The following is a 25,239-nucleotide window of genomic DNA, read 5'->3' as shown; positions in this document are numbered from 1 at the left end:
CGCCGGGAACGACGGATGCCGCGACCCCCAGCGGGACCGCGGCATCCGGGTCGGTCAGCTCAGCGCTTGCCGGCGATCTTGCGGCTGACGATGTCGCGCATGATCTCGTTCGTGCCGCCGTAGATGCGGTGCACGCGCGCGTCGAGGAAGGCCCGGGCGATGGGGTACTCGGTGATGTACCCGTACCCGCCGTGCAGCTGCACGCAGGTGTCGAGGATCTCCCACTCGCGGTCGGTGGTCCAGAACTTCACCTTCGCGGCCTCTTCGCCCGTGAGCTTGCCCTCTTTGTAGGCCATGAGCGCCTTGTCGAGGTACGCCCACATCACGTCGACGGTCGTGGCGACGTCGGCGAGCTTGAAGCGGGTGTTCTGGAAGTCGATGATGCGCTCACCGAACGCCTCGCGGCTCTTGGTGTACTCCACCGTCCACGCCAGCGCCGCCTGCGAGGCGGATGCCGCGGCGATGCCGATCGAGAGACGCTCCAGCGGCAGGTTCATCATCAGCTGGACGAAGCCCTGGCCCTCGGTGCCGCTGATGAGGTTCTCCTCCGGCACGAACACGTCGCTGAACGACAGCTCGGCGGTGTCGTGACCGTGCGAGCCCATCTTGTTCAGCTTCTTGCCGTGGTCGAAGCCCGCCATGCCGTTCTCGATGATCAGCAGGCTGAAGGCGTCGGGGCGCGTGCCCTCACCGGTCTTCACGAAGGTCACGACGATGTCTGCGGTCTTGCCCGACGAGATGAACGTCTTCGCGCCGTTGACGATGTAGCCGCCGTCGACCTTCTTGGCGGTGGTCTTGATGCCACGCAGGTCGCTGCCGGCGCCGGGTTCGGTCATCGCGAGCGCGCCGAGGACCTCGCCCGTGGCCATGCGGGGAAGCCACTTCTCCTTCTGCGCCTGCGTGCCCATGTGCACGATGTACGGGACCGCGAGGTCGTCCTGGATGCCGAAGGCCCCCGCGAGCGACCCGGCACCGGCGCCGATGACCTCTTCGTTGACGATCGTGCGGAAGCGGTAGTCCCGCAGCATGCCGGCGCCGCCGAACTCCTCCGGCACCGAAAGACCGATCAGGCCCGACTCGCCCGCGGCGAGCATGGTCTCGCGGTCGATCTCGCCGTCGGCATCCCACTTCTCGCGCTTCTCGTTCGTCGCGTACCGCTTGACGAACTCGCGGACGACCTCGCGGAAAGCCTCGTGGTCCTCGTCGTAGATGTCACGCTCCATGCGCAAACCCCCTTCGGTTTGTGGGCGGCAGGGCCGCCGTGCTGCTCACCGTCTCGGTGCGGCCGCGCGCTCGGATGGCGGCGCCGCCGAGCCGAGTCTAGGCCGTCGGGGGCCCTGTGCGTAGCCGTTCGTGAGATCGGATCCCGCTGCGAGTGGCACTGAGTACCGCCATGCGGCGGGGCGCGTCCGATTCCAGAAGAACTGGTGCGCGGACGTCTCCCGCCTGCTAGCGTGTGGTCTGACCACACAACCGAAAGGCAATCATGTCCTCCCTGTTCGAGGAGTTCCAGCTCAAGGACCTCACGCTCCCCAACCGAATCGTCATGGGTCCGATGACCCGCGCCAAGGCGACACCCGAAGGCGTTCCCACCCCTCTGATGGCACTGCACTACGCGCAGCGCGCCTCGGCGGGGCTCATCATCTCGGAGGGCACCTGGCCGGAGCGACGCGGGCAGGGATACTTCGACATCCCCGGCATCGCGACGCAGGAGCAGGAGGACGCCTGGCGCGTCGTGACCGATGCAGTGCACGCGAAGGGCGGCCGGATCTTCCTCCAGTCCGAGCACACCGGCCGCGTCGGACACGAAGTGAACAACGGCGGGCTGCAGATGGTCGCGCCGAGCGCCGTGCCTGCCGACGCGATGATCTTCACCCGCCAGAGCGGGTACTCCCAGATGACGACGGACCTGCACGCACTGACCACGGCGGAGACCTGGGAGCTCATCGCGGACTACTACAAGGCGGCGGTGCGCACCAAGGCCGCCGGCTTCGACGGCATCGAACTGCACGGCGCCTCCGGCTACCTGCCTCACCAGTTCCTCTCGGACGAGAGCAACCAGCGCACCGACGAGTTCGGCGGCACCCCCGAGAAGCGCACCGAGTTCATGATCCAGGTGCTTCGCCGCCTGATCGACGCGTGGGGCACCAGCCACCGCATCGGCGTGAAGATCTCGCCGAACATCCGGTACAACGGCATCGCCGAGAACGAGGTCGAAGAGACGTACTCGATCCTGCTGGAGCGACTCAACGACCTCGACCTCGCCTACGTCGCGTTCCAGACCCCCGAGAGCCTGCGGACACTCGCGAACCAGCCGAACGACGAGATCGTCGACGGCGAGATCTGGCACCGCTTCCCTTACGAGTTCATCCGGGAGCGCTACAACGGCACGGTGATCGCCTCCGGCGACCTGACGAAGGAGCTCGCCCAGAACGCGCTCGACGCCGGCAAGGCGGATCTGTTCGTCTTCGGTCGCGCCTACATGTCCAACCCCGACCTGGTCGAGCGGATGCAGCACGACTGGCCCATCAACGAGACCGACCTGCGACGCGGCTACGGCGGCGGCGAAGAGGGCTACACCGACTACCCCACGTGGGAGGAGCAGCGGGCCGCGGCGGAGCTGACCCCCAGCGGCGCCTGAGCCGCCATCGGTCGGGCCACACCCGGCCCGCCCCGGTCTCTCCAAGGCGCTCGTGCGTTTAGCTCACGCATGGGCGAATGGCAAGGGGGGTTGGGGGATTCGCAAGCTCTGTTTGGGTGGCTCCTTGGCGCAGACAGCGCCACTTTCACGTCACAGCAAGGAACTACATGAGCACCACCACCCAGAACCGCACTTCGCGCCTGTCCACCGAGACGAAGGCCGCCTTCAAGACGACCGAGTTCATCGCCTACGTCGTGATCCTCGTCGGCATGTTCATCGCCTCTGCCCTCGTGGACAACAACGAAGACGGCCAGGGATTCGGCGCCGAGCAGGTCTGGCTCTACGCCACCCTGCTCACCATCGGATACATGATCAGCCGCGGCCTGGCCAAGTCCGGCAGCCGCGAGTTCTACGACGACGACGACCGCAACAACCGTCGCTGACCAACAGACGACCTGGCCCCGCCCGAGGGCCGGCACAGAGGGCCGCTTCTTCGCAAGCGGCCCTCTGTGTGTCATCGCCCGCCGGACCTAGTCGGCGTAGTCCGGGGCGGGGCCGAGCTCGAAGAACTCCTCGAGCGAGTGGAACCCACCGTCGTGGTACGCCCGCGCCAGGTCGACACCCACGTAGCGCAGATGCCACGGCTCGTAGGCGTAGCCGGTGATGTGGGTGTACCCCTCCTCATACCGGATGATCCAGCCGTGCTCCCAGGCGTGCGCGCGGATCCACTGATCGGCGGCCGTGCCGGCGAGATCGTCGAGGTCGCCGCAGCCGTCGGCGCACGACACGACGTCCGCGGCGAGCCCGGACTGGTGCTCACTGTGGCCGGGCCTGGCACTGACGAGCTCGGTCGCCGCCACGCCGCGCTGGTCCACGTGCGCGTCGTAGATCGACTGCTGCATGCCGAAGGAGCGGTAGCCGCTCTGCACACCGAACTCCGCCCCGGCGGCGCGAGCGGCCTCGGCCATGCTCTGCAGCGCCGCCGCGGCATCCGCCCGCAGGATCGCCTGGTTGCCACCGGGGACGGAACCGGCAGCCACCAGGGACGACGGCGCATAGTCGAGCACGGCATAGGGGCGGAGCTTGTTGACGAGGACCCAGATCCGCGCCGGGTCGGCGAGGTCGATGCAGGGCGCCGCTCCGCGCGCCACCGCCTCCCGGAAGGCGACCGCGCCCCCGGCGGCCGCGATCACCGCGACGTCGTCGCCCGATGCGAGGGCGCCCGTCACGGCAGCGTCGGCGCAGATGCCGTCGGCCGGCGCCGGCTGCGGCTGCGGGTCGGCCGAGGGCGTGGCCGTCTCGGCGCCGAGCATCGTCGGCACCGGAAGAGCCGTGGCCCACGGGGCCGGTGCGGCGCTTCGAACGGGCGGCCCGTCGGCGGCGCCGCCCGCTTCGCCGGCCGCGCCGGTCAGTGCAGACGTCAGGGCGATCCCGCCCCACAGCACCAACGCGCCCGCCCCGCCGAGCACGAGCGCTCTGCGCCGGCGCGCGGCACGCCGGGCACCTCGCCGCGTCGACGGCACGCCGACTCCCGCCGTGCGCAGCGCGCGGCGGGATGCAGGCGGTTCGGGATCCGTCACGTGTCCATTGTCCCCCGCGGCGGCACGGCGCGGGAGCACCTCGGCCAGCGCGCCGGCGTTCGATCCCAGAACGCCCCCGCATTGACATAGTGTCGAAGTTCTGTTCCCATGGAACGATGCGGTGGCAGGGGCAGGAACTCGGAGTCGTGGATGCCGACGCGCTCCCGGGGATGGAGCGCATCGACGGCCTGGTGCGGTCGGTGACGACCCCCGAGTTCGCCGGGATGACCTTTCACGAAGTGCAGTGCAAGAGCGCGCTGAACCGCGTGCCCGCAGTCTCCGCGATGCCCTTCGACTGGACCGTCAACCCGTATCGGGGCTGCAGCCATGCGTGCGTGTACTGCTTCGCCCGCGGCACGCACGAGTACCTCGACCTGGATGCCGGCAACGACTTCGACTCGCAGATCGTCGTCAAGATCAACGTCGCCGACGTGCTCGCGCGCGAGGTGCGGCGCGGATCGTGGGGACGGGAGACCGTGGCGCTCGGCACCAACACCGACCCCTACCAGCGGGCCGAGGGCCGATACGGGCTCATGCCCGGCATCATCGGCGCCCTGACCGAGTCGGGCACCCCCTTCTCGGTGCTGACCAAGGGAACGCTGATCCGCCGCGACCTCCCGCTGCTTCGCGAGGCGGCAGAGCACGTTCCGGTGTCTCTGGCGATGTCGATCGCGGTGGCCGACGAGTCGCTGCGCGCAGCGATCGAGCCGGGTGCGCCCTCGTTCCAGGCGCGACTGGAGACGGTGCGCGCGGCGCGCGCGGCGGGCTTCCGGGTGACGGTGTTCCTCATGCCGATCGTGCCGCACCTGACCGACTCGGTCGCCGTGCTCGACGACGCGCTGCGGCGCATCGCACAGGCGGGCGCCGGCCGCGTGGTGTGGGGCGCGATGCACCTGCGGCCGGGCGTGAAGCCCTGGTTCCTGCAGTGGCTCGCCCGCGAGCACCCCGAGCTGGTGTCGTCGTACCACGGCCTCTACCCGGGGGCATCGGTCATGGCACCGAAGGCGTATCGCACGTGGCTCGCGCGGCGCGTGCGCCCCCTGCTGCGGCTGCACCGGCTGAACGGCGCGGAGGAGGACGACGAGCCTCGCCTGACACCGCGGCCGGGTCCGGTGGTGACCACCTCGCGCGGTCGCGCCACCGCTGCGGCGGCGCCGATGCTGTTCTGACGCCGCTCCCGGAACAGGACATATCCCCGCAGCAGGACGAATGCCGCCGAAACGGCCTGTCCCCGGGAGATCTCCTGTGCCGGGGAGGTGGCGAGCGGGGCGGGTGCGTGCCGGGCAGGTGGCGTGCGGGGCGGGTGCCGGCGCGCACCGCCGCGGGCGCAGTCGGCCGCCGGCATCCACCCCCTCCCGGAAACAGGAGGAATCACCACAACAGGACGCAAGCCGCCGAAACGACCTGTCCCTGGGAGATCACCTGTGCCGGGGACCAGAGACCGCCGGAAACGACGAAGCGCCCCGGAACACGGAAGTCCCGGGGCGCCTGCAGTCGATTACGCGACGACGTCCGCCAGCTGGCGGCCGGACAGCTCTTCGAGCAGGTCGTCGCCCACGCGCACCTCGTCGAAGGGAGCCTCGATCTCGGCACGGTCCAGCATCTCGGTCATGCGCCGACGGCGCTGACGCGGGATGAGGGTGACGACGGTGCCCGCACGGCCCGCGCGGCCGGTGCGGCCGGAGCGGTGCAGGTACGTCTTGTACTCGTCGGGCGCGTCGGCCTGGATCACCAGGTCGATGTCGTCCACGTGGATGCCGCGCGCAGCGACGTCGGTCGCGACGAGCACGCTCACGCGTCCGTCGGTGAGACGCTGCAGGTTGCGCGTGCGCTTGGCCTGATTCAGGTCACCGTGCAGGGCGACAGCGGGGATGCCGAGATCGTCGAACTGCTCGGCGAGCATCTCGGCGTAGGCGCGGGTGCGGGCGAAGACGAGCGTCTTGCCCTCGCGGTCCACGAGCGACGTCAGGATCTCAGCCTTGTCGCGGTGATCGATCACGAGCACGCGGTGGTTGATCGTGCTGGAGTCCTGGTCCTCGCCGGCGACCTCGTAGACGGCCGGCTCGACGAGGAACTCGTCGACCAGTGCCGCGACCTCGCGGTCGAGCGTGGCCGAGAACAGCAGCTTCTGCGCACCGTCGGCCACGAGGCGGAGGATCCGCTGCATGGGCTCGAGGAACCCGAGCTCCGACATGTGGTCGGCCTCGTCGAGCACGACGATCTGCACCTCGGAGAGGTCGAGCTTGCCCTGTGCGATGAGGTCCTCGATGCGACCCGGGGTGCCGATGATGATGTCGACGCCCTTCTTCAGCGCACCCACCTGGCGCGCCTGGGGCACACCGCCGTAGATCTGCGTGGTGAAGATGCCGACGCTGCGCGCGATCGGCTGGATGGTGCGGTCGATCTGCAGCGCGAGCTCGCGCGTCGGAGCGAGGACGAGCGCCTTCGGCTTGCGGCCGAACTCGCGACGCTTGCCGTCCTGCGAGCGCAGCAGCGACTCCACGAGGGGAGCGCCGAAGGCGATGGTCTTGCCGGAGCCGGTGCGGCCGCGGGCCAGCACGTCCTTGCCCTCGAGGATCGGAGCGATCGTGGCCGCCTGGATCGGGAAGGGGCTCGGCGCGCCCAGGTCCTTGAGCACGCGGACGATGTTGTCGCCCAAGCCCAGGCTCGAGAAGCTCACATCTGCAACCTCGACGGCCTGCACGGCCTCGGCCTGCAGGCGCTCGTGCACGACGTCGACGTGGTCCTGCTGAGCCTTGGTCTTGGACTCGGCGTTCCAGTCCGAGCGCGCGGGGCGCTCGGCACGGTCGTCGCGGCGGGGACGGTCGTCGAACGAACGCGCAGGGCGGTCGCTGAACGAGCGGGCCGGACGGTCACTGAACGAACGCGCCGGGCGGTCACTCGCGTCGCGGCGGGGACGGTCGTCGTACGAGCGAGCCGGACGGTCGCCGAACGAACGGGCCGGACGGTCATCGCGCTGCGGGCGGTCACCGAACGAACGGGCGGGACGGTCACCGGCATCGCGGCGGGGACGGTCGTCGTACGAACGCGCCGGACGGTCGCTGAACGAACGGGCGGGACGGTCGTCACGAGCCGGGCGGTCACCGAACGAACGCGCCGGACGGTCATCGCGCTGCGGGCGGTCACCGAACGAACGGGCGGGACGGTCACCGGCATCGCGGCGGGGACGGTCGTCGAACGAACGCGCCGGACGGTCGCCGAACGAACGGGCCGGGCGGTCATCACGCTGCGGGCGGTCACCGTACGAACGCGCCGGGCGGTCGTCGTGCGAACGCGCGGGACGGTCACTGGCATCGCGGCGGGGACGGTCGTCGAACGAACGCGCCGGGCGGTCGTCGAAGGAACGCGCGGGACGGTCAGCGGCATCGCGGCGGGGACGGTCGTCGAACCGGCGGGCGCCGCGGTCGTCACCCTGTGCGTGGGTGCGGATCGTGCGGGCCTCGTCGCGGCCGACCTTCTCCTGCGCGGTCCAGCGGCGCTTGGGGGCGGCATCCGCGGTCTGCTCGGGGGCGCGGTAGCCGCGGTGGCTGGGGCTCTTGGAACCGGCGGTGCCGGTGGATGCCTCGCCGGGACGGCGCTTGCGGTCCTGGAAGCTGGTCTTCGCGCCGTAGCGGGGCTCGAAGTTCTTGGCCGGACGGCCGCCTGCGGGCTTCTTGCTCTTGGGCATGGGGAAATGTCCTTCTGGGTTCTCTTTCACACGAGAACAGCACCCGCTGGCACGCAGGTATAACCCGGACATCCATCGGCCGGGGCCATTATCGATAGTGGTCATGCACGTCGATCGACGCCCACCATCGGCCCCTTGGACTCACAAACCCATCCACGCGCACCACGCGCAGTGTCCGAAGCCGACCGAATGAGTATATGTGCGCCACCTGTGAAAGTACCCAGCGGCCTACCATGGCGGCATGACGACGCACTTCCCCTACGACCCGACCGGCCGGCGGTTCACGGTGCAGCACGGCACCACGACGGCGGAGATCTCGCAGGTCGGCGGCGCTTTGCGGGCCTTCACCGTCGACGGCGTCGACTACGTGCCTCGATACCCCGACCATTCGCCGACTCCCGCGGCGGCGGGCATCGTTCTGGTGCCCTGGCCCAACCGCGTGCGCGACGGCGCGTGGACGCACGAGGGGGTGACGCGGCAGCTGGCGATCACCGAACCGAAGACCGGCAACGCCTCGCACGGGCTGCTGCGCTTCGTCGGCTACCAGCCGGCGGTGTACAGCGAGCACACCGTCACGCTGTCGGCCGACGTGTACCCGCAGACCGGCTACCCGTTCTACCTGGCCACGGAGGTGACGTATGCCGTGACCGACGGCGCACTGGCCGTGACGCACCGCATCCTGAATCTCGGCGACGTGACCGCGCCGGTGGCGCTGGGCGCCCACCCCTACTTCTGCATCGGCGGTGTCCCGACGGGCGAGCTGACGGTGCAGCTGGATGCCGCGACCCGCTTCCTGCTCGACGACCGGCAGCTTCCGGTGGACGAGGTGCCCGTGGACGACGCGACCGACCTTCGGACGCCGCGCACCGTGGGCGAACTCGACCTCGACACCGCCTACGGCACCGTCGGCCGCGACGGCGCGGACACCGCGCACGCGATCCTGACCGCGGCCGATGGCCGCAGCGTCGACCTGTGGGCGGGTCCGGGCTTCGATTATCTGCAGGTCTTCACGACCGACCGCTTCCCCGGGCAGCACGTGGCGATCGCCATCGAGCCGATGACCGCCCCGCCCGACGCCTTCAACTCGGGCACCGGGATTCGGCTGCTCGAGCCCGGTGAGGAGTGGCTGCTGCACTGGGGGGTCGTCGCCCGCACCCCCTGAGGTCAGCGGCGGTCATCCTCCGGCTGGTCCGCCGGCGTTGCTTCGGCTTCGGCTTCGGCTTCCGCACCCGCGTCCGCATCCGCGGGGGCCTTCTCGCCCACGCGGGCCGGCTGCACGGCCTTCGTGAGCGCTGAGAGCCGAAGGCCGTCGGCGTCCCGGGCGGTCTCGGCGGCGGCTGTCTCGCCGCGCGCGTCACCGGGGTTCGAGGGCGCCGTCACCGCGTCGGCGGCGACAGCGTCGGCGGCGACAGCGTCGGCGGCGACAGCGTCGGCGGCGACAGCGTCGCCGTCGCCCGACAGGGCCGTCTGGGCCTCGTCCGGGCGGGCAGGCGCGGGCTCGGCGGCGGCGGCCTCGGCTGGGTCGGCGGGATCAGCCGTCTCAGCAGTCTCCGTCTCGGCGGAGTCAGGAACCTCCGCCACGGCGGGCACGGCCGCCGGCGCGGATGCGAGTGGGCCCGTGGCGTCGGGGATGACCACCGGAAGCGAGTCCGCCGCGGCGCGCGCGCGACGGTCGCGCCGGCTCGTCGGCTGAGCCGCGACTCCGGCAGCAGCGGTCGCGGGCACGAGCCCGCCCGACTGGCGTGACCTGCGGCGCTCGGCGGCGCCCTCGACCAGGTTGTACAGGGTGGGCAGCACCAGCAGCGTCAGCACGGTCGACGAGATGAGGCCGCCGATGACCACGATCGCGAGCGGCTGCGAGATGAAGCCGCCGTGACCGGTGATACCGAGCGCCATCGGGGTGAGCGCGAAGATCGTGGCCAGCGCCGTCATCAGGATGGGGCGCAGGCGTCGTGCACCGCCGGCAATGGTCGCATCGTGTGCGGACAGCCCCTTGATCCGGTACTGGTTCACGAGGTCGACGAGCACGATCGCGTTCGTCACCACGATGCCGATGAGCATGAGCACACCGATGAGGGATGCCACGCCCAGCGGCACGCCGGTCGCGATCTGCAGCAGGATGGCCCCGGTCGCCGCGAACGGCACGGACACCAGCAGCAGCAGCGGCTGGCGCAGCGACTTGAAGGTCGCGACCATCACGATGTAGACGATGAGGATCGCCGCCAGCAGGGCGAGGCCCAGCTGCGAGAACGCGTCCTGCTGCTGGCTGAGCACGCCTCCCACCGTGGCGTCGGCCGATGCGGGGAGTTCGGCGTCGGCGAGGGCTTCGGTGACGACCGCCGACGCGGCGGTGAGGTCATCGCCGGAGGGTGTGACGTTGACGGTCGCGGTGCGCTGTCCGCCCTCCGTCGTGATGGAGGTCGGACCCTGGCTCTCTTCGACGGTCGCGATCTCCGACAGCGCGACCGGCCCGATGGCCGAGGGCACCTGCAGCTCGCGCAGCTCGTCGAGGGTCGCCGGGGTCTGGGACGCCGCGAGGTAGACCGTCAGCGTGCTGTCGTCGATCTCGACGGTTCCCAGCTGCTGCGGCTGCATCGTGCCCGACACCAGCGCGCCGACCGAGACTTCCGACAGGCCCAGCGCGGCCGCGGCATCGCGGTCGACGACCACGGCGATGTAGGGGAGCGACGCCGCGAGGTTCGTCGTGACCTGCTGCACACCGTCGCGCCCCTCGATCGCCGCAGCGACGGCATCCGTCGCCTCCTGCAGCGTGGACTGATCCGGCGCGGTGACGTCGATGGCGATGTCGCTGGAGCCGAAGCCGCCCGCGGCCGACACCGAGACGTCACCGACGCCTTCGAGTCCTGCCACCGCGTCCAGCACGTCTTCGCGCACGGCGAGCTGATCGGCGTCGGGGTCGGTGGTGATCGAGTAGGTCGCTCCGCTGGAGCCGCCCGAGAACGCGTCGGCGAGGGCCGACCCGCTGGAGCCGATCGACACCTGCACGGTCTCCACGCCGTCGACCTCGAGCAGTGCCTGCTCGACCGTGGCCGCGGCGGTGTCCTTCGCCTCGAGCGAGGCGGCCGGACCGAGATCCTGCGTCATGGTGAAGGTGTTCTGACCGGTGTCGCCCAGGAAGTTGGTCTTCATGAAGGGCGCCGCCGCGACCGTGCCGGCGAGCACCAGCACGGCGAGCAGGAGGGTGACTGCGGAGTGCTTCAGGGTCCACCGCAGCACCGGCAGGTACGCCTTCTGCAGGCGCGACGGCGGGGCGGCGGGGTCCTCGGGGTCGATCGCGCGCCCCTCGGCATCGACCAGCTGCTTTCCCGGCCGCAGGAACCAGTAGGCCAGCACCGGCACGATCGTCAGCGAGACCAGGAGCGAGGCGGTCATCGCGATCGTCACGGTGAGGGCGAAGGGCCGGAACAGCTCCCCCGTCATGTCGCCGACGAAGGCGATCGGCAGGAACACCGCGACGGTCGTGATGGTGGATGCCGTGATGGCCGCCGCCACCTCGCGCACCGCCAGCACGATGGAGCGCATCTTGTCCGCGGTGCCGACGTAGTGCCGCTTGATGTTCTCGATCACGACGATCGAGTCGTCGACGACGCGTCCGATGGCGATGGTCAGCGCGCCGAGCGTCAGGATGTTCAGGGAGTAGCCGAACGCCTGGATGCCGATGAACGTGATGAGCACGCTCGTCGGGATCGAGATCGCGGTCACGAGAGTGGAGCGCACCGACAGCAGGAACACCAGGATCACGAGCACGGCGAAGACGAGGCCGAGCAGGCCCTCCTGCGCGAGCGCCGCGATGGACTCCTGGATGTAGGGGGCCTGGTCGAAGACGATGGTGAACTCCGCCGCGCCGTCCAGCGCCTCTTCGAGGGCGGGGAGCGCAGCCAGCACGCCCGTGGACACGTCGACGGTGTTGGCGGCGGGGAGCTTCGTGACCGCGATGGTCAGTGCCGGCTCGCCGTCCACGCGCGAGATCGAGGTCTGCGGGTCGGTCTCTTCGGCGACGGTGGCGACGTCCGCGATCGTCACGGTGTCGGCGCCGAACTGGTCGGCCTCGGTGGGCACGAGGGGCAGCTGCCCGATCTCCTCGACGGAGGAGATCTTCGCCCCTGTCTGCACGGTGAGGGTCTTGTCGGCTTCGGTGATGCCGCCGCCGGGGAACAGCACGCCGTTCTGGTCGAGCGCGTCGCGGATCGCCTGCTCGCTGAAGCCCGCCTGCGCGAGAGCCGCCTGGTCGGGCGTGATGGTGATGCGCTGGCCGACCCCACCCACGACCTCGGCCGCGTTCACGCCGGCGACATCCTCGAGGTCGGGGATCACCGTCGACTCCAGAAGCTCCTGGATCGCCGCCTCGTCGTCGTAGCCGGTCACCGCGAGCTGGATCACCGGGAGGTCGTCGATCGAGAGGCTGAACACCTGCGGATCGACCGATTCGGGCAGCTGCCCCTCGATGCGGTTGATCGCCTGCACGATCTTCTGCTCGGCGGTGGCGAGGTCGGTGCCGTAGGCGAACGAGGCCTGGATGATGGACGCGTTGGTGGTGCTCGTCGCCGTCGTGGACTCGAGGCCGGGCACGCCCTGGATCGCCGTCTCGATGGGGGTGGAGACGTCGTTGGAGACGACCTCGGGCGAGGCGCCCGGGTAGGTCGCGACGACCGACAGCGCGGGGAACTCGATCGAGGGGATCAGTTCCTGCTTGAGGTTCGTCAGCGCGAGGCCACCGAAGACAGCCGCGACAATGGTCACGAGGGCGATGAGCGCGCGGTTCTTGAGGCTCAGGACGGCGAGGTTGGACACGGGCTGCCTTTGCGAGCGTGGGGTGCGGGGCTACAGGATGCCGCGAGCGCGGCCGATACGCGGATGTATCGAGTCTCAGTATCCCACGCGCATCCGGGGCCGGTCACTGCGGGAGGAGGCCCCCGACGACCATGCCGGTCGCCGCGCCGACCACGGCGAGCGCGGCGGTGGCGACCAGGTTGATCAGCGCCCAGTCCCTTCTGCCGCGCTGGGCGAGCAGCACCGCATCGACGCTGACGGCACTGAAGGTGGTGAAACCGCCCAGGAGACCCACCCCGATGATCGCCCCCCACTCCGGCGAGACGAGCGCGCCGAGCCCGAGCACGAACCCGAGCGCCAGGGAGCCCGAGACGTTGACGAGCAGGATGCCGAGCGGAAACGCGTCGGTGCGCCCACGCATGACCGCGGCATCCACCGCATAGCGCGCTCCTGCGCCCACCCCACCGGCGGTGACGAGAGCGATCAGGTCCCACATGCTCATGCCGTGGCCTCCACCCCGTGCCGCGCGGCCACCTGCCTGCGCCCGATCACCAGGCCCCACGCGGCCGCCGCCGCACCGCCGGCGATCGTCACGGCAGCCAGCAGCATTCCGGTGACGGGCGCCGCCCCGAACACCTCCACCGTCTGCACCGCGAAGGCGCTGTAGGTGGTGAACCCGCCCAGCACGCCCGTGCCCGCGAAGGCCCGCAGCCGCGGCCGGCGCTCTCCGAGCCGGCCGACGAGCCAGCCCAGCGCGAGAGAGCCGCTGACGTTGACGAGCATCGTCACGCACGGCACCACCAGCGGGTGCACATCGGGGCCCCACGGCACGACGAGCGCCGCGCGGGCCGCGACGCCCAGGGCGCCGCCGAGCATCACCAGTGCAAGCGTCACCCACGAGAACCGTGCCACGCGCTCAGGCTAGGGAACGCTCTGCAGGATCAGCGCGCGGATCGCCGACTCCGGCGAGACGGAGGTGTCCAGCAGCTTTCCGGCCCGGTAGCGACGGAAGACCCGCGGGTCGATGTAGGAGCCGCGTGCCACCGTCGGGGTGTTCCCCAGCGCATTCGAGGCGCGTTTCACCGCGAGGACTTCGGCGCGCTTGCGGTCGCCCTTCTTGTCCACCGTGCCGATGCGGGCGAGCGTGTCGGCCGCGATGACCGTGCCGCGCAGAGTGCGGAAGTCCTTGGCGGTGAAGTCGCCGCCGGTGAGCGAGCGCACGTAGGCGTTGACCTCCTTCGGCGTCAGCGGCTGGCGTCGTCGGCCGCGATCCCAGGACAGCAGCGGCGACCCGGCCCTCCCGGCGGTCAGCAGTGTCAGCACGGCAGCCAGGTCTGCATCGTCGAACTCGATGAGCTGACGCTTTCCGCTCTTGCCGGGAAAGCTCAGCGTGACAGTGGATCCGTCCACGGTCGCATGACGGCGCTGCAGAGTCGTCAGCCCGCGGTTGCCCGTGCGCGCGAGATGCCTCTCCGACCCGATGCGCACCGCCGCCTGGTCCAAGAGGCGGAACGCCGCCGCCAGCACACGCTCACGACTGAGACCCTCCCCGCGCAGCGCGGCGGTGACACGTCCGCGTGCCCGCGGCAGCGCCTCGGCCAGCAGCAGGGCGCGGGCGTACTTGCCCTTGTCTCGCTTGGGCGCCCAGTCCGCGTGGTACAGATACTGGCTCCGCCCGGCCTCGTCGACACCCACCGCCTGGATGTGCCCGTTCGGGGCGGCACTGATCCACACGTCGCGCCAGGCCGGCGGGATCACGAGCGCGAGGATGCGCTCCCGGTCCTCCGCGCTGCACGGTTCGCCCTGGTGATCCACGTAGCGGAACCCCCTGCCCGAGCGCACGCGCCGAATGCCGGGATCGACCCCGGGCCGAACGCGCCGTAGGCGCGGCACCGTCAGTGGTTGCGGAGCATGTCGATCAGCTCCGCCTTGCGCTTGCCGGAGTAGCCCGAGAGCCCGAGCTCCTTCGCCCTGCCCCGGAGGTCAGCGACCGTCCAGTCGTCGTAATCGCCCGACGACCCACCCCGCTTGCCGACGCTCGCCCGACCGTCGCGGGCGGCGGCGTTGGAGATGCGCGCGGCCTTCTGCTTCGACGCTCCGTCCTCGCGCAGCTCTTCGTACAGCTCGGTATCCTTGAGACTGTTCGCTCCTCGGCCCTGCGGCATGTCGCCTCCTCGTCAGCGGGTCCCTCGACGGTAGGGGCTGGCGGATCGGCCTGCAGGGGGTTGACAGCGGGCGCGCGCACGTTCTAGCAGTCCCGCGAAGCGCTCGTCAAGACTTCGTCGGCGAACACACAGGGTGGCTAGCGTAAAGTCGAGCGCTGACCCGCGCCTCAACACCCGCTCCCCGGTGGGTGGTGGGAGACATAGCAAGGAGCCCCCATGAACATCGCACTTCTCATCATCATCGTCGTCGCCATTGTGCTGGCCATCGTCGGTGGACTCACCGAAGCGCTCAGCTGGCTGCTCTGGGTCGCCCTGATCGTCGGTGTGATCGCACTGATCGCATTCCTGTTCCGCGTGATCAGCGGCAACAAGAAGGTCTGAGGCAGCACCCCAGACGAGGGCCCGGCGCGTATCGCGCCGGGCCCTCGTGGCGTTCCGGGGTCAGAGCGTGCGCTGCGCGTACACGCGCAGCGCGTCGCGCACGAGCTCCGCGCCGGGCTGACCGCCGTAGTTCGCCGCGAACCGCGCGTCCGCGACGTACATCTCTCCGAGGCCGGTCACGTACCCCTTCAGCTGGTCTGGCGCCGTCGGCGCGCCGGGAACGCCGGTCAGCCAAGCGATGTGACGGGCCGCCAGCTGCTGCGCCTCGTCGGATTCCGGTGGGATGCCGCGCGTCGCGGCATCCGTCCAATCCGCACCCAGACGTGACGTCTCGCGCTGCCACTGCGCCCGCTCGTCCGCGTCGAGGCCCCGCCACCACGTGTCGCTCTGCGCATACGCGTCGGATCCCCAGCGCTCCACCACTTCGGATTCGTACTGCGTGTGGTCGAACCCGTCGAACATGTCCTGTGCCATGAGCTGTTCACCTCCTCTCAGTACCTCGATGGTCGATGCGACCGCCGCGATCTGCCGCGTCAGCCTCCCCTGCTCCTGCCGCAGCAGCGCCAGGTGCGTCTCGAGCGCTTCCTGCTCGTCCGCCTGGCGGGCCAGCACGTCGGCGATGTCCGAGAGCCCGAGCCCCAACTGCCGCAGCAGCAGGATGCGCTGCAGTCGCACCAGTGCCGCCTCGTCGTAGCGGCGGTAGCCGTTCGAGCCGACGCTCGACGGGGCGAGGAGGCCGATGTCGTCGTAGTGCCGCAGCGTGCGACTGGTGGTGCCGGCGAGCCGGGCGACCTCCTGAATGGACCACTCCATGACCTGCTCCTCCCTTCCACATCGACGGTAAGGGTTGACGCTGCGTCAAGGTCAAGCCCGCCGCAACCGGGGATTCTGCACGAGCGGACCTCTGGCGGGATCGAGATATATCGTGTTAGCCTCGCCGCGAACGCGATATATCGCGCCCCCGAACCCAGGAGCAGACATGGCCATCGAGAAGTGGATCATCCACCCCGGCGAGACGCGCGTGATCGATGTCGCCGACGTACGGCAGCTCAAGGTGGGCCTGGTCGGCGGGCAGGTCGACATCGTGGCCCACGACGAGCCGGGTGTGCGCATCGAGGTGCATGGCGTCACCGTGAAGGATCTGCGCATCGAGGCGACGGACGGCGCGCTCGAGATCGACCACCCGCAGCTGCGGTGGGACAACTTCGTGCAGGTCTTCCGCAACTTCGGCGCCGGGGGCCCCAAGGCCGAGGTCAGCGTCGCCGTCCCCCGGACCGTGGCCCTCACCCTGGGTGTCGTCAGCGCCAGCGCCCTGGTCAGCGGGCTGCGGACCGACGCCCGACTCAACACCGTGTCGGGCGACATCATCGTCGACGGCTTCGAGGGTGACCTCTCCGTCAACGCGGTGTCGGGCGACACGCAGATCCGCGGCCTCGTGGGCGCGCTCAGCGCCAACAGCGTATCCGGTGACATCGCGGCATCCGGGTCGCTGCGCACCGCCACCGTCGACACGGTGTCGGGGGCGATGATGATCGACTCCACCGGTCCCACCGAAGCCGTCACCATCAACACCGTCGCCGGCAACGCCACGGTGCGGCTCGACCCCGAGGTCGCCGCCAACTACGCGGTGCGCAGCGTGAGCGGCACGGTGCTCGTCGACGGCGTCACCCGCTCCGGCGGCGGCGGGGTCGGTGTCAACTTCACCGGGTCGACCGGCGAACTCAGCGGTTCGTTCGCCGACGTGCGCGCCCGCACCGTCTCGGGCGACGTCACGGTGCTGCGACGCCCGACGGCCGCCCCGGCCGACGAGGTGTCCTCCGCTCCGGACGCGGAGCAGTGGTGATGCCTCCCGTCTTCTCGCACGGCGACCTGCGCCTGTACCTGCTGAATCTGCTCGCGGAGGGGCCGCGCCACGGCTACGACCTCATTCAGGCGCTCTCCGACCGCACCGGGGGCACCTACACCCCCAGCGCCGGCACGGTGTATCCGCGACTCGCGAAGCTCGAGGAGGAAGGTCTGGTCACGAAGTACGCGGACGGTCGCAAGACGGTGTACGAGATCACCGACGCCGGCCGGGCCGAGGTGACCGCACGCGCCGGAGACCTCGAGGGGATCGAGGAGGGGTTGGCCGACAGCGTGCGCCTCATCGCCGATGAGGTGCGGGGCAACGTGCGCGAGGCCATGCGGAGCCTGCGCGCCGACCTCGCCGCCGCCGCCCGGACCGACCGCGCCTCGGCGACGCATGAGCCGGTCGACGACTCCCGCGCGGAGAGCAGGGCGCAGCTGCATCGTGCCGATGCCGCATTGACCGACTTCCGCTCACGCGTGCGCAGCAGCTTGCGCATGCACGTCGCCCGCGGCGGCGCGGTGCCGCCGGACCTCGTCGAGGACCTCACCGCCTCGCTCGACGCCGTGGCCCGCGACGTCACCCGCGCGCTGGGTGAGTGATCAGGCCTCGGGCCAGAGCTCCTCGTCGTCGCGAACCGGTTCGTCCAGCGGAACGACGAGGATCGGGCGATGCTGCCGGTGCGCCAGCCGCGCGGCGACCGATCCGGTGAAGAACTCACGGATCGACTCGCCGATGCCGCGGCGGCGCGTGCCCACGACGATGAGGCGCGCGTCGGTGCGGTCGGCCAGGTGCTTCATGGCCAGCGCCGGGTCGCCGACCAACTGGCGCACGCACCAGTCGACCCCGCTGCCCGCCAGGGCGGCCGTCGCAGCCGCGGTCACCGCAGCGAGGTCGCCCTCGCCGGTGGCGATGTTGAGGTCCAGTGGGGCGGAGTGGACGTAGCCGTCCGGATCCTCATAGGTCACGAACCGCGTCACGTCCACGTGCACGACCACGAGTGGCGCCCCGAGCAGCCCGGCATAGCGGGCCGCCTCCTTCAGGACGCGGGACGGCTGCCCGGGAATCGCGCCCACCAGGACGGCGCGTTCGGGTGTCGCATCCGCGGACTCATCGGCCATGGCGTCATCGCCCCTTCCCCCACAGGCCGGGCACGGGGCTCCGTGGTACCCTGAATGCTACTCTTCCCGGCGATCGCCGGATCGTGATTACGTCGGGCTCAGTCGCACAGCCCGCGGCTCAGACAAATGAGGGGGTCTCGCATGGGGCGTGGCCGTCAAAAGGCGAAGCACACCAAGATCGCCAGGGAACTCAAGTCGTTCAGCCCGAGCGTGAACTACGCCGCGCTCGAGCGTGAACTGGGGCACCCGGGCGATGACCAGAACGAATACGTCGACAAGTGGGCGGACCAGTACACCGACGAGTACGAGGGCGAGAAGGCATAGGCCCCCTCACCAGGGGCCGTGCCGCCTTTCCCAGTGCTCTTCGATCGTGCGCGCGCGCGTGATCACGTAGCCGGCGGGGATCGCGGCCACGATCACGCCCACGAGAACCCACAGGGGCGCCGTCCAGGCCCCCGTGACGTCGTGGAGCAGTCCGATCGCGAACGGGAACACCGCGGCGATCGCGTAGCCGATGCTCTGCACGAACCCGCTGAGCGCGACCGCCGTCTCGTGACTGCGGGTGCGCAGCCCGAGCAGCACCAGGATCATCGGGAACAGCAGCGGCGCCGCTCCGAGCAGCGCCACCCAGACCACCGGGGCGGCGGCGGGCGCGAACAGCAGGCCCAGCAGCCCCGTGACTCCTGCACCCACGGCCACGGCGATCAGCACGCGCTCCGCCCGCAGCCGCGCGACCAGCAGCGGGACGACCATCGACGCCGGCAGGCCCATCAGCGCGAACAGCGACAGCAGCGCCCCGGCCGCCTGCGGAGTGACGCCCGCAACGTCGATGAGGATGGTCGGCAGCCACCCGAACGACGTGTAGGCCAGCGTGGACGACACCGCGAAAGCGACGGCCAGCGCCCACGCGAGCGGCAGTCGCCACAGCCGGGCGAACAGGCCGGCGGTGGGCACCGGCACGTCGTCGCCGTCGGCACCCGGTGGCACCCGCGCGCCGCGCGCCAGCATGAGCACCCAGGGCACGGTCGCCACGACGGCGAACACCGCCCACGCTCCCAGCGACACGCGCCAGCCGGCGAGTTCGGCGAACGGAACGGCGACCAGCGGCGGGGTGAACGTCGCGACCGCCATCGTCGTGGTGTAGACGGCGGTGAGAAGCCCCACCCGGTGGGGGAAGTACTTCTTCACCAGCGGCGGCACCAGGATGTTCCCGACGCCCACCCCCGCGAATACCAGCGCGGTGGCGGCGAGGAGCGTGAGCGAATCGACCGCGAAGCCTCGCGCCACGAGACCCACGGCGACCACCACGATCGCGGCCACGGCCACGCGCTCGAGCCCGAACCGACGCTCGAATCGCGGGGCGAGCAGCCCGAAGACGGCGAAGCACACCGGCGGCGCGGTGCCGATGAGCCCCAGCAGGGGCGCGGGCAGCGTGAAATCGCGCGAGATGAGCGAGACCAGCGGCGACAGCGAGGCCACGGCGCTGCGCAGCGAGAATGCGAAGAGCACGATCCCCACGAGAGCCAGCGCCCCGCCCGGCCGCAGCGGGTGGAACGACGACTCCTCCGCCGCGGAGCGCGTCAAGAGACCTGCGTGCCCTCGACCCAGGCGAGGTACTCGTCCGAGACCGTCCCGGTGACATAGCGGCCGTCGAAGCAGCTCATGTCGAGATCGTCGAGGTCGGACCCCTCCAGGATGGCGGCCTTGAGGTCCTCCACCTCCTGGTAGACGAGGCGGTCGCACCCCAGCTCCGCGGCGATCTCGGGGATCGTGCGGCCGTGCGCGACCAGCTCGTGACGGGACGGCATGTTGATGCCGTAGACGTGCGGATAGCGCACCGGAGGGGCGGCCGAGGCGAAGGTCACCGTCTTGGCGCCGGCATCCCGCGCCATCTGGATGATCTCCTTCGAGGTCGTCCCCCGCACGATCGAGTCGTCGATGAGCAGCACGTTCTTGCCCTTGAACTCGCTCGACATGGCGTTGAGCTTCTGGCGCACGCTCTTCTTGCGCACCGCCTGCCCGGGCATGATGAACGTGCGGCCGACGTAGCGGTTCTTGTAGAACCCCTCGCGGTACTCGAGCCCCAGCTTGCGCGCGACCTGCATGGCGGCAGGGCGGGCGGAGTCCGGGATCGGCATGACGACGTCGATCGAACCCTCCGGGGTGTGCTTGGCGATCGTGTCGGCAAGGCGCTCGCCCATGCGCAGCCGGGACTCGTATACGGCGATGCCGTTCATGATCGAGTCGGGGCGGGCGAGATAGACGTACTCGAACGAGCAGGGCGCGAGCTTCGTCTCGGCTGCGCACTCCCGGGAGTGGAGCACGCCGTCGAGGTCGATGAAGACGGCCTCGCCGGGGAGCACGTCTCTCACGACCTCGTAGTCCCCGTTCTCGAGCACGAGCGACTCGCTCGAGACGATCCACTCGTCCTGCCCGGCTGCGGTGCGCCGGCGCCCGAGGATGAGGGGGCGGATGCCGAAGGGGTCGCGGAAGGCCAGCAGGCCGTAGCCCGCGATGAGGGCGATGGCGGCATACGAGCCCTCGACGCGCTCGTGCAACCGGGTGACGGCGGTGAACACGTCGTCGGGACTCAGCCGGTCGCCGTGGATCGTCTGCTGCAGCTCGTTGGCGAGCACGTTCACCAGCAGCTCGGTGTCGGAACTGGTGTTGAGGTGGCGCCGATCGGTGCGGAACAGCTCCTCGCTCAGCTCACGGGTGTTGGTGAGGTTGCCGTTGTGCACGAGCACGATGCCGTAGGGGGCGTTGACGTAGAACGGCTGCGCCTCTTCCTCGCTGGAGGCGGTGCCCCTCGTGGCGTAGCGCACGTGGCCGAGGCCGATGGTGCCGAGGAGGGTGCGCATGTCGCGGGTGCGGAAGGCCTCGCGCACCATGCCGCGCTGCTTGTTCATGTGCACGACGCCGCTGGGCTCCGCCGTCGCGATGCCGGTGGAGTCCTGACCGCGGTGCTGCAGCAGCAGCAGGGAGTCGTAGATGTCCTGATTGACCAGGGCGTGGCCGACGATGCCGACGATTCCGCACATGGGGTGTTATTCCGCTCCCTGCTCGCGGTACGAGCCGACCAGGCGCACCGCGCCGCCTTCGACGCCCTTGGCGCCCTGTTCGTAGTCGCCCTCCGGGAGCGCGGTGTCGTGCACGACGCCGACCTGCCAGGTGGGGATGCCCGCTGCGGTGAGAGCGGATGCCGCGGCATCCGCTCGCTCTGCCGCCACGACGGCGAGGAAGCCGACGCCGAGGTTCCAGGTGCCCTCGGTGGCGGTCAGGTCGAGGTCGCCGAGGTCGGCCAGCACGCGGAAGACCGGCGGGGGGCTCCACGTGGCCCGATCGACGTCGACCCAGGTGCCCACCGGCAGCACCCGTGCCAGGTTCGCGGCGATGCCGCCGCCGGTCACGTGGCTGAGGGAGTGCACCGCGTCGCCGAAGTCGGCGGCGAGCTGCAGCAGCGGCGTCGTGTACAGGCGCGTGGGCTCCAGCAGCACCTCGCCCCACGTGGTGCCGAAGTCGGCGGCGTTGTCGCCGTATCCGATGCCGGCGCCGGCGACGATGTGGCGCACGAGCGAGTAGCCGTTGGAGTGCAGGCCGCTCGAGGCGAGGGCCAGCACGACGTCGCCTGCGCGCACCCGCTCGGCGCCCAGCACGCGGTCGGCTTCGACGACACCGGTTGCCGCGCCCGCGACGTCGTAGTCGTTGATGCCCAGGAGCCCCGGGTGCTCCGCCGTCTCGCCACCCACGAGCGCCGTGCCGGTCTGCGCGCAGCCGAGCGCGATGCCCTTGACGATGTCGGCGATGCGGTCGGGGACGACCTTTCCGCAGGCGATGTAATCGGTCATGAACAGCGGCTTCGCGCCGACCACGACGATGTCGTCGACCACCATGCCGACGAGGTCCAGTCCGATGGTGTCGTGCTTGTCGATGGCCTGCGCGATGGCGACCTTCGTGCCGACCCCGTCGGTGCTGGTGGCCAGCAGGGGCTTGGTGTACCCGGTGAGCGCGCTGGCGTCGAACAGGCCGGCGAAACCACCCACCCCGCCCAGCACTTCCGGGCCGTGCGTGCGCTTCACGGCCGCCTTCATCAGCTCGACGGCGAGGTCGCCCGCGGCGGTGTCGACACCGGCGGCGGCGTAGGGATTGTGGGAGGGAGAGGCCACGCGTCCACCCTACCGGCGCGCGGCGGGGTGGCAGCGCGCATGACGCTGCCTGCAGAGATCCAACCGCCCCTCGGGCGGGCCGCCACCTACAATGGCCGCATGGTCGCGGGGGCTCCGGAGTGGGTGGTGCGCGAAGACGCGAGCCCGACGGTTCTCGTCGCCCTCGCCGTGCGCCAGCTGCTCGGCATCCGTTCGCCCGACGAGCTTCCGCCGCTGCGGAACCTGCCTGCGGCATCCGTCGCGCGCAGCGACCTGTCCCAGGCCGCGCTCGAGCGGCAGTGGCGGGAGTTCTGGGCGCTGACGGTGGAGCCCCTCGCCCACCCGTCCCCCGTTCCGCTTGACCTCGTGGACGGCTTCGGCCTGCTGGCCGCCCTTCCGACGGAGGGGTTCGACGAACTGCGCGACGCGATGATGCCGCACGCCGGCGCCGCCGTCGCCTACGCCGACTCCGCCCACAGCCGCTATCGGGCCGACGCCACCGCCGGTGCGCGCGTGTCGTATCGGGCCTACGCGGGGGCGATCGCCGAGCATGAGCGCCGGGTCGGGCGCCGCGCCCACTCGTTCGAGCTGAACGTGCAGGTGCTGCCCCTCGCCCAGCGCGGCGTGTGGTGGATCGGCTCACTCACGATCGCCGTCACCGACGGGCTGCGGGGTGACGTCGTCGCCTTCGACGCGGCGATCCACCCGATCATCGCCGAGCTGGCCTGAACCCGGTTCGTCAGTCCTGGGTGCGGATGTGCTCGTGCTCGATCCGCACCTCGCGGGTGCGCTTCGCGAGCACCCGGTCGAGGATGACCGCCACGATGCCGCCGACGGCGATGCCGATCGGCACGCCGAAGAGGGCGAGGAAGCCGAACACCTGAGTGGGGGTGTAGACGACGCCCGTGGCGGCGCTCTGCTCGGTGGTCCCCCCGTCGAACGCGAACGTCAGGATCAGCGCCGTCAGCAGACCCAGGGCGGCACCGAGCCCGATGAACACCGCGAACTTGGGGGTGCGGCGCACGCGTGCGGTCTCGGTCATGGTTCCATTGTCGCACCGCAGGGCCGGAGCGGGATCGGGATCGGGATCGGGATCGGGACGAGCCTCGGGCCGCCGGGGCGACCGCGATGCGATGGCCGGTGCTCAGGGGCGCAGCGGCAGCAGCGCCGACAGGTCGGCACGCGTCCCCGAGGCGTGGATACGGCCGGCCGCCGCGGCATCCGCCCATTTCTCGGCGCCCGTGGCGAGGGCCACCCAGGTGTCGGCGTCGGTCTCGACGACGTTCGGCGGCGTGCCGCGCGTGTGGCGCGGGCCCTCCAGCACCTGCACGGCCCCGAAGGGCGGTACCCGCACCTCGACGGAGTTGCCCGGTGCCTTCTCCGCCAGCAGCTGCAGCAGGTAGCGCACCGCCGTCGCGCGGTCGGTGCGAGACGGGGACTGCGCTGCGGCGAGCGCGGCGAGCGCGGCGCGTCCGGCGTCGGTGCTGATCTTTCGCGGCATGCGGCCACGGTACTCCCGCGGCGGACGAGCCCCTCTCGCTAGGCTGGCCCGGTGAAGATCCTCGTCCTCGGTTCGGGCGCGCGCGAGCACGCCATCATCCTCGCCCTGCGCGCCGAAGAGGCCGGGCACGAGCTGTTCGCCGCCCCCGGCAACGCCGGCATCGGCGCCGACGCCACCCTCGTCGACCTCGACCCGGCCGATTCCGGTGCGGTCACGGTCTACGCCAACGAGAACGCCATCGACCTCGTGGTCATCGGCCCCGAAGCGCCGTTGGTCGCGGGCGTCGCCGACGCGCTGCGCGAGCGCGGCATCCCGGCCTTCGGCCCGGGCAAGGCGGCGGCTCAGCTCGAGGGCTCCAAGACGTTCGCCAAGCGCATCATGGATGCCGCGGGCGTGCCGACCGGCCGCGCCGTGCGGGCCCGCACCCTCGCCGAGGTGGAAGCGGCCCTCGACGAGCTGGGGTCACCGCACGTGGTGAAGGCCGACGGCCTGGCCGCGGGCAAGGGCGTCATCGTCACCGAGGACCGCACGGCCGCCCTCGAGCACGCCGCGGCCTACCTGCCGGGCGGAGCGGTGCTCGTGGAGGAGTTCCTGTCGGGGCCGGAGGTCTCGCTCTTCTTCGTCTCCGACGGCGACCGCGTCGTGCCGCTGTCCCCCGCGCAGGACTACAAGCGCGCCCACGACGACGACGCCGGGCCCAACACCGGCGGCATGGGGGCGTACTCGCCGCTCCCCTGGCTCGCCGGCGCCTTCGGGGGCGAGGAGGAGTTCGTCGCCGAGGTGACGCGCACCGTCGCCCAGCCCGTCATCCGCCAGCTCGACGCCGAGGGCACTCCCTTCATCGGCCTGCTCTACGCCGGCCTCATCCTCACCGAGGAAGGCGTGAAGGTGATCGAGTTCAACGCGCGCTTCGGCGACCCCGAGACGCAGGTCGTGCTGGCACGGCTGGCGACCCCGCTGTCGTCGCTGCTCATGGCCGCGGCCTCGGGCCACCTCGAAGACGAGCCCGCTCCGGCCTTCGCCGAGGCGGCGGCGGTCACCGTGGTGCTCGCCAGCGAGGGCTATCCGGCAGAGCCCGTGACCGGGCGTGCGATCACCGGGCTGGATGCCGCGGCATCCGTCGAGGGCGTGCACCTGGCCCATGCCGCCACCGCAGAACGCGACGGCGAGCTCATCGCCACCGGCGGACGTGTGCTCAACGTCGTCGCCCTCGGCAACACCTTCTTCCAGGCCCGCGAGCGCGCGTACGAGGCGCTCGGGCGCATCGGGCTGGAGGGTTCGCACCACCGCACCGACATCGCCCTGCGCGCCGTCGAGGGCTGACGCCTCGGATCAGCGCCCGCCCCCGCGTCTGTCGAGCGCGGTTCGCGTTATCGTTGC

General features: G+C 70.8%; 25 protein-coding genes. 10 read left to right on the top strand and 15 right to left on the bottom strand.

Annotated features, from left to right (window positions below; translation table 11 throughout):
* Positions 1-59 precede the first annotated feature (59 nt).
* The gene (locus QNO14_RS00600) at positions 60-1,223 is read right to left on the bottom strand and encodes an acyl-CoA dehydrogenase family protein (RefSeq protein WP_257506943.1); all 1,164 of its coding nucleotides are present in this window, start codon (positions 1,221-1,223) and stop codon (positions 60-62) included.
* A gap of 263 nt (positions 1,224-1,486) precedes the next feature.
* On the opposite strand from QNO14_RS00600, the gene QNO14_RS00595 reads away from it, so the two are divergent.
* Together QNO14_RS00595 and QNO14_RS00590 are read left to right on the top strand one after the other, a co-directional pair.
* A complete protein-coding gene (locus QNO14_RS00595; RefSeq protein ID WP_257506944.1) occupies positions 1,487-2,641 on the top strand; it encodes an alkene reductase in 1,155 nt (384 codons plus the stop codon).
* Positions 2,642-2,808: 167 nt separating this feature from the next.
* Positions 2,809-3,084, top strand: coding sequence for a hypothetical protein (locus QNO14_RS00590; protein ID WP_257495322.1), 276 nt, complete (start codon positions 2,809-2,811; stop codon positions 3,082-3,084).
* 87 nt (positions 3,085-3,171) lie between these two features.
* Here the strand turns inward: QNO14_RS00590 and QNO14_RS00585 are convergent, their stop codons facing one another.
* Complete coding sequence (locus QNO14_RS00585) at positions 3,172-4,221, bottom strand: M15 family metallopeptidase (RefSeq protein ID WP_257506945.1); 1,050 nt, start codon at positions 4,219-4,221, stop codon at positions 3,172-3,174.
* A 116-nt stretch (positions 4,222-4,337) separates the two neighbouring features.
* On the opposite strand from QNO14_RS00585, the gene QNO14_RS00580 reads away from it, so the two are divergent.
* The gene (locus QNO14_RS00580) at positions 4,338-5,390 is read left to right on the top strand and encodes an Rv2578c family radical SAM protein (RefSeq protein WP_257506946.1); all 1,053 of its coding nucleotides are present in this window, start codon (positions 4,338-4,340) and stop codon (positions 5,388-5,390) included.
* Positions 5,391-5,719: 329 nt separating this feature from the next.
* On the opposite strand, the gene QNO14_RS00575 is transcribed toward QNO14_RS00580, so the two are convergent.
* Entirely contained in the window at positions 5,720-7,909 is a 2,190-nt protein-coding gene (locus QNO14_RS00575; protein ID WP_257506947.1) for a DEAD/DEAH box helicase, read from the bottom strand.
* Positions 7,910-8,150: 241 nt separating this feature from the next.
* On the opposite strand from QNO14_RS00575, the gene QNO14_RS00570 reads away from it, so the two are divergent.
* On the top strand, positions 8,151-9,071 hold the full coding sequence (locus QNO14_RS00570; protein WP_257506948.1) for an aldose 1-epimerase family protein: 921 nt from the start codon (positions 8,151-8,153) through the stop codon (positions 9,069-9,071).
* A 2-nt stretch (positions 9,072-9,073) separates the two neighbouring features.
* Here the strand turns inward: QNO14_RS00570 and QNO14_RS00565 are convergent, their stop codons facing one another.
* The 5 genes from QNO14_RS00565 to QNO14_RS00545 all read right to left on the bottom strand — a co-directional run bounded on the left by QNO14_RS00565 (position 9,074) and on the right by QNO14_RS00545 (position 14,865).
* Positions 9,074-12,721, bottom strand: a complete 3,648-nt coding sequence (locus tag QNO14_RS00565; protein ID WP_257506949.1) for an efflux RND transporter permease subunit — start codon at positions 12,719-12,721, stop codon at positions 9,074-9,076.
* A gap of 103 nt (positions 12,722-12,824) precedes the next feature.
* Entirely contained in the window at positions 12,825-13,202 is a 378-nt protein-coding gene (locus QNO14_RS00560) for a fluoride efflux transporter FluC (RefSeq protein ID WP_257506950.1), read from the bottom strand.
* Positions 13,199-13,612, bottom strand: a complete 414-nt coding sequence (locus QNO14_RS00555; protein WP_257506951.1) for a fluoride efflux transporter FluC — start codon at positions 13,610-13,612, stop codon at positions 13,199-13,201. Before QNO14_RS00555 ends, QNO14_RS00560 begins: the two co-directional genes overlap by 4 nt.
* 9 nt (positions 13,613-13,621) lie before the next feature.
* Positions 13,622-14,593 carry a DNA topoisomerase IB gene (locus QNO14_RS00550; RefSeq protein WP_257495314.1) on the bottom strand — a complete coding sequence of 324 codons (972 nt, stop codon included), beginning with the start codon at positions 14,591-14,593 and terminating at the stop codon, positions 13,622-13,624.
* Positions 14,594-14,595: 2 nt separating this feature from the next.
* Positions 14,596-14,865: a Rho termination factor N-terminal domain-containing protein gene (locus QNO14_RS00545; protein WP_257495313.1), complete on the bottom strand. Its 270-nt coding sequence runs from the start codon at positions 14,863-14,865 to the stop codon at positions 14,596-14,598.
* A 216-nt stretch (positions 14,866-15,081) separates the two neighbouring features.
* On the opposite strand from QNO14_RS00545, the gene QNO14_RS00540 reads away from it, so the two are divergent.
* Positions 15,082-15,246, top strand: a complete 165-nt coding sequence (locus tag QNO14_RS00540; protein ID WP_257495312.1) for a hypothetical protein — start codon at positions 15,082-15,084, stop codon at positions 15,244-15,246.
* A gap of 60 nt (positions 15,247-15,306) precedes the next feature.
* Here the strand turns inward: QNO14_RS00540 and QNO14_RS00535 are convergent, their stop codons facing one another.
* A complete protein-coding gene (locus tag QNO14_RS00535; protein ID WP_257506952.1) occupies positions 15,307-16,059 on the bottom strand; it encodes a MerR family transcriptional regulator in 753 nt (250 codons plus the stop codon).
* Between the two features lie 166 nt (positions 16,060-16,225).
* Here QNO14_RS00535 and QNO14_RS00530 point away from each other — a divergent pair, with 166 nt between their 5' ends.
* Both QNO14_RS00530 and QNO14_RS00525 read left to right on the top strand, forming a co-directional pair.
* Positions 16,226-17,089: a DUF4097 family beta strand repeat-containing protein gene (locus QNO14_RS00530; protein ID WP_257506953.1), complete on the top strand. Its 864-nt coding sequence runs from the start codon at positions 16,226-16,228 to the stop codon at positions 17,087-17,089.
* Positions 17,089-17,694: a PadR family transcriptional regulator gene (locus QNO14_RS00525; RefSeq protein ID WP_257495309.1), complete on the top strand. Its 606-nt coding sequence runs from the start codon at positions 17,089-17,091 to the stop codon at positions 17,692-17,694. Before QNO14_RS00530 ends, QNO14_RS00525 begins: the two co-directional genes overlap by 1 nt.
* Here the strand turns inward: QNO14_RS00525 and QNO14_RS00520 are convergent, their stop codons facing one another.
* A complete protein-coding gene (locus QNO14_RS00520; RefSeq protein WP_257495308.1) occupies positions 17,695-18,213 on the bottom strand; it encodes a universal stress protein in 519 nt (172 codons plus the stop codon).
* A 141-nt stretch (positions 18,214-18,354) separates the two neighbouring features.
* Here QNO14_RS00520 and QNO14_RS00515 point away from each other — a divergent pair, with 141 nt between their 5' ends.
* Positions 18,355-18,537, top strand: a complete 183-nt coding sequence (locus QNO14_RS00515; protein ID WP_257495307.1) for a DUF3073 domain-containing protein — start codon at positions 18,355-18,357, stop codon at positions 18,535-18,537.
* Between the two features lie 6 nt (positions 18,538-18,543).
* Here the strand turns inward: QNO14_RS00515 and QNO14_RS00510 are convergent, their stop codons facing one another.
* Genes QNO14_RS00510 through purM form a run of 3 tightly spaced genes read right to left on the bottom strand, consistent with a single transcriptional unit; the run spans position 18,544 to position 22,379 of the window.
* Entirely contained in the window at positions 18,544-19,797 is a 1,254-nt protein-coding gene (locus tag QNO14_RS00510; RefSeq protein WP_257506954.1) for an MFS transporter, read from the bottom strand.
* The gene (gene purF, locus QNO14_RS00505) at positions 19,794-21,254 is read right to left on the bottom strand and encodes an amidophosphoribosyltransferase (protein ID WP_257506955.1); all 1,461 of its coding nucleotides are present in this window, start codon (positions 21,252-21,254) and stop codon (positions 19,794-19,796) included. Before purF ends, QNO14_RS00510 begins: the two co-directional genes overlap by 4 nt.
* A 6-nt stretch (positions 21,255-21,260) precedes the next feature.
* Positions 21,261-22,379: a phosphoribosylformylglycinamidine cyclo-ligase gene (gene purM / locus QNO14_RS00500; RefSeq protein ID WP_257506956.1), complete on the bottom strand. Its 1,119-nt coding sequence runs from the start codon at positions 22,377-22,379 to the stop codon at positions 21,261-21,263.
* A 99-nt stretch (positions 22,380-22,478) separates the two neighbouring features.
* On the opposite strand from purM, the gene QNO14_RS00495 reads away from it, so the two are divergent.
* Positions 22,479-23,087, top strand: a complete 609-nt coding sequence (locus tag QNO14_RS00495; protein WP_257495303.1) for a zinc-binding alcohol dehydrogenase — start codon at positions 22,479-22,481, stop codon at positions 23,085-23,087.
* Between the two features lie 10 nt (positions 23,088-23,097).
* Here QNO14_RS00495 and QNO14_RS00490 read toward each other — a convergent pair whose 3' ends face one another.
* Entirely contained in the window at positions 23,098-23,400 is a 303-nt protein-coding gene (locus QNO14_RS00490) for a potassium transporter Trk (RefSeq protein WP_257506957.1), read from the bottom strand.
* 102 nt (positions 23,401-23,502) lie between these two features.
* Positions 23,503-23,859 (bottom strand): sterol carrier family protein, encoded by a 357-nt coding sequence (locus tag QNO14_RS00485; RefSeq protein WP_257495301.1) that lies wholly within the window; start codon positions 23,857-23,859, stop codon positions 23,503-23,505.
* Positions 23,860-23,910: 51 nt separating this feature from the next.
* Here QNO14_RS00485 and purD point away from each other — a divergent pair, with 51 nt between their 5' ends.
* Positions 23,911-25,182 carry a phosphoribosylamine--glycine ligase gene (purD, locus tag QNO14_RS00480; RefSeq protein ID WP_257506958.1) on the top strand — a complete coding sequence of 424 codons (1,272 nt, stop codon included), beginning with the start codon at positions 23,911-23,913 and terminating at the stop codon, positions 25,180-25,182.
* Positions 25,183-25,239: the final 57 nt, after the last annotated feature.

It is taken from the genome of Microbacterium sp. zg-Y625, from assembly GCF_030246925.1.
In the GTDB taxonomy this organism is placed as follows: domain Bacteria; phylum Actinomycetota; class Actinomycetes; order Actinomycetales; family Microbacteriaceae; genus Microbacterium; species Microbacterium jiangjiandongii.
Note: the sequence above shows the minus strand (reverse complement) of the source record. Positions and strands in the feature narration are given on the sequence as shown.

Excerpts from the sequence above, each read along its gene's own strand:
- QNO14_RS00600 (WP_257506943.1), bottom strand. The coding sequence starts at position 1,223 with ATGGAGCGTGACATCTACGACGAGGACCACGAGGCTTTCCGCGAGGTC.
- QNO14_RS00595 (WP_257506944.1), top strand. The coding sequence starts at position 1,487 with ATGTCCTCCCTGTTCGAGGAGTTCCAGCTCAAGGACCTCACGCTCCCC.
- QNO14_RS00590 (WP_257495322.1), top strand. The coding sequence starts at position 2,809 with ATGAGCACCACCACCCAGAACCGCACTTCGCGCCTGTCCACCGAGACG.
- QNO14_RS00580 (WP_257506946.1), top strand. The coding sequence starts at position 4,338 with ATGCGGTGGCAGGGGCAGGAACTCGGAGTCGTGGATGCCGACGCGCTC.
- QNO14_RS00575 (WP_257506947.1), bottom strand. The coding sequence starts at position 7,909 with ATGCCCAAGAGCAAGAAGCCCGCAGGCGGCCGTCCGGCCAAGAACTTC.
- QNO14_RS00570 (WP_257506948.1), top strand. The coding sequence starts at position 8,151 with ATGACGACGCACTTCCCCTACGACCCGACCGGCCGGCGGTTCACGGTG.
- QNO14_RS00560 (WP_257506950.1), bottom strand. The coding sequence starts at position 13,202 with ATGAGCATGTGGGACCTGATCGCTCTCGTCACCGCCGGTGGGGTGGGC.
- QNO14_RS00545 (WP_257495313.1), bottom strand. The coding sequence starts at position 14,865 with ATGCCGCAGGGCCGAGGAGCGAACAGTCTCAAGGATACCGAGCTGTAC.
- QNO14_RS00540 (WP_257495312.1), top strand. The coding sequence starts at position 15,082 with ATGAACATCGCACTTCTCATCATCATCGTCGTCGCCATTGTGCTGGCC.
- QNO14_RS00535 (WP_257506952.1), bottom strand. The coding sequence starts at position 16,059 with ATGGAGTGGTCCATTCAGGAGGTCGCCCGGCTCGCCGGCACCACCAGT.
- QNO14_RS00530 (WP_257506953.1), top strand. The coding sequence starts at position 16,226 with ATGGCCATCGAGAAGTGGATCATCCACCCCGGCGAGACGCGCGTGATC.
- QNO14_RS00525 (WP_257495309.1), top strand. The coding sequence starts at position 17,089 with ATGCCTCCCGTCTTCTCGCACGGCGACCTGCGCCTGTACCTGCTGAAT.
- QNO14_RS00520 (WP_257495308.1), bottom strand. The coding sequence starts at position 18,213 with ATGGCCGATGAGTCCGCGGATGCGACACCCGAACGCGCCGTCCTGGTG.
- QNO14_RS00515 (WP_257495307.1), top strand. The coding sequence starts at position 18,355 with ATGGGGCGTGGCCGTCAAAAGGCGAAGCACACCAAGATCGCCAGGGAA.
- purF (WP_257506955.1), bottom strand. The coding sequence starts at position 21,254 with ATGTGCGGAATCGTCGGCATCGTCGGCCACGCCCTGGTCAATCAGGAC.
- QNO14_RS00495 (WP_257495303.1), top strand. The coding sequence starts at position 22,479 with ATGGTCGCGGGGGCTCCGGAGTGGGTGGTGCGCGAAGACGCGAGCCCG.
- QNO14_RS00490 (WP_257506957.1), bottom strand. The coding sequence starts at position 23,400 with ATGACCGAGACCGCACGCGTGCGCCGCACCCCCAAGTTCGCGGTGTTC.
- QNO14_RS00485 (WP_257495301.1), bottom strand. The coding sequence starts at position 23,859 with ATGCCGCGAAAGATCAGCACCGACGCCGGACGCGCCGCGCTCGCCGCG.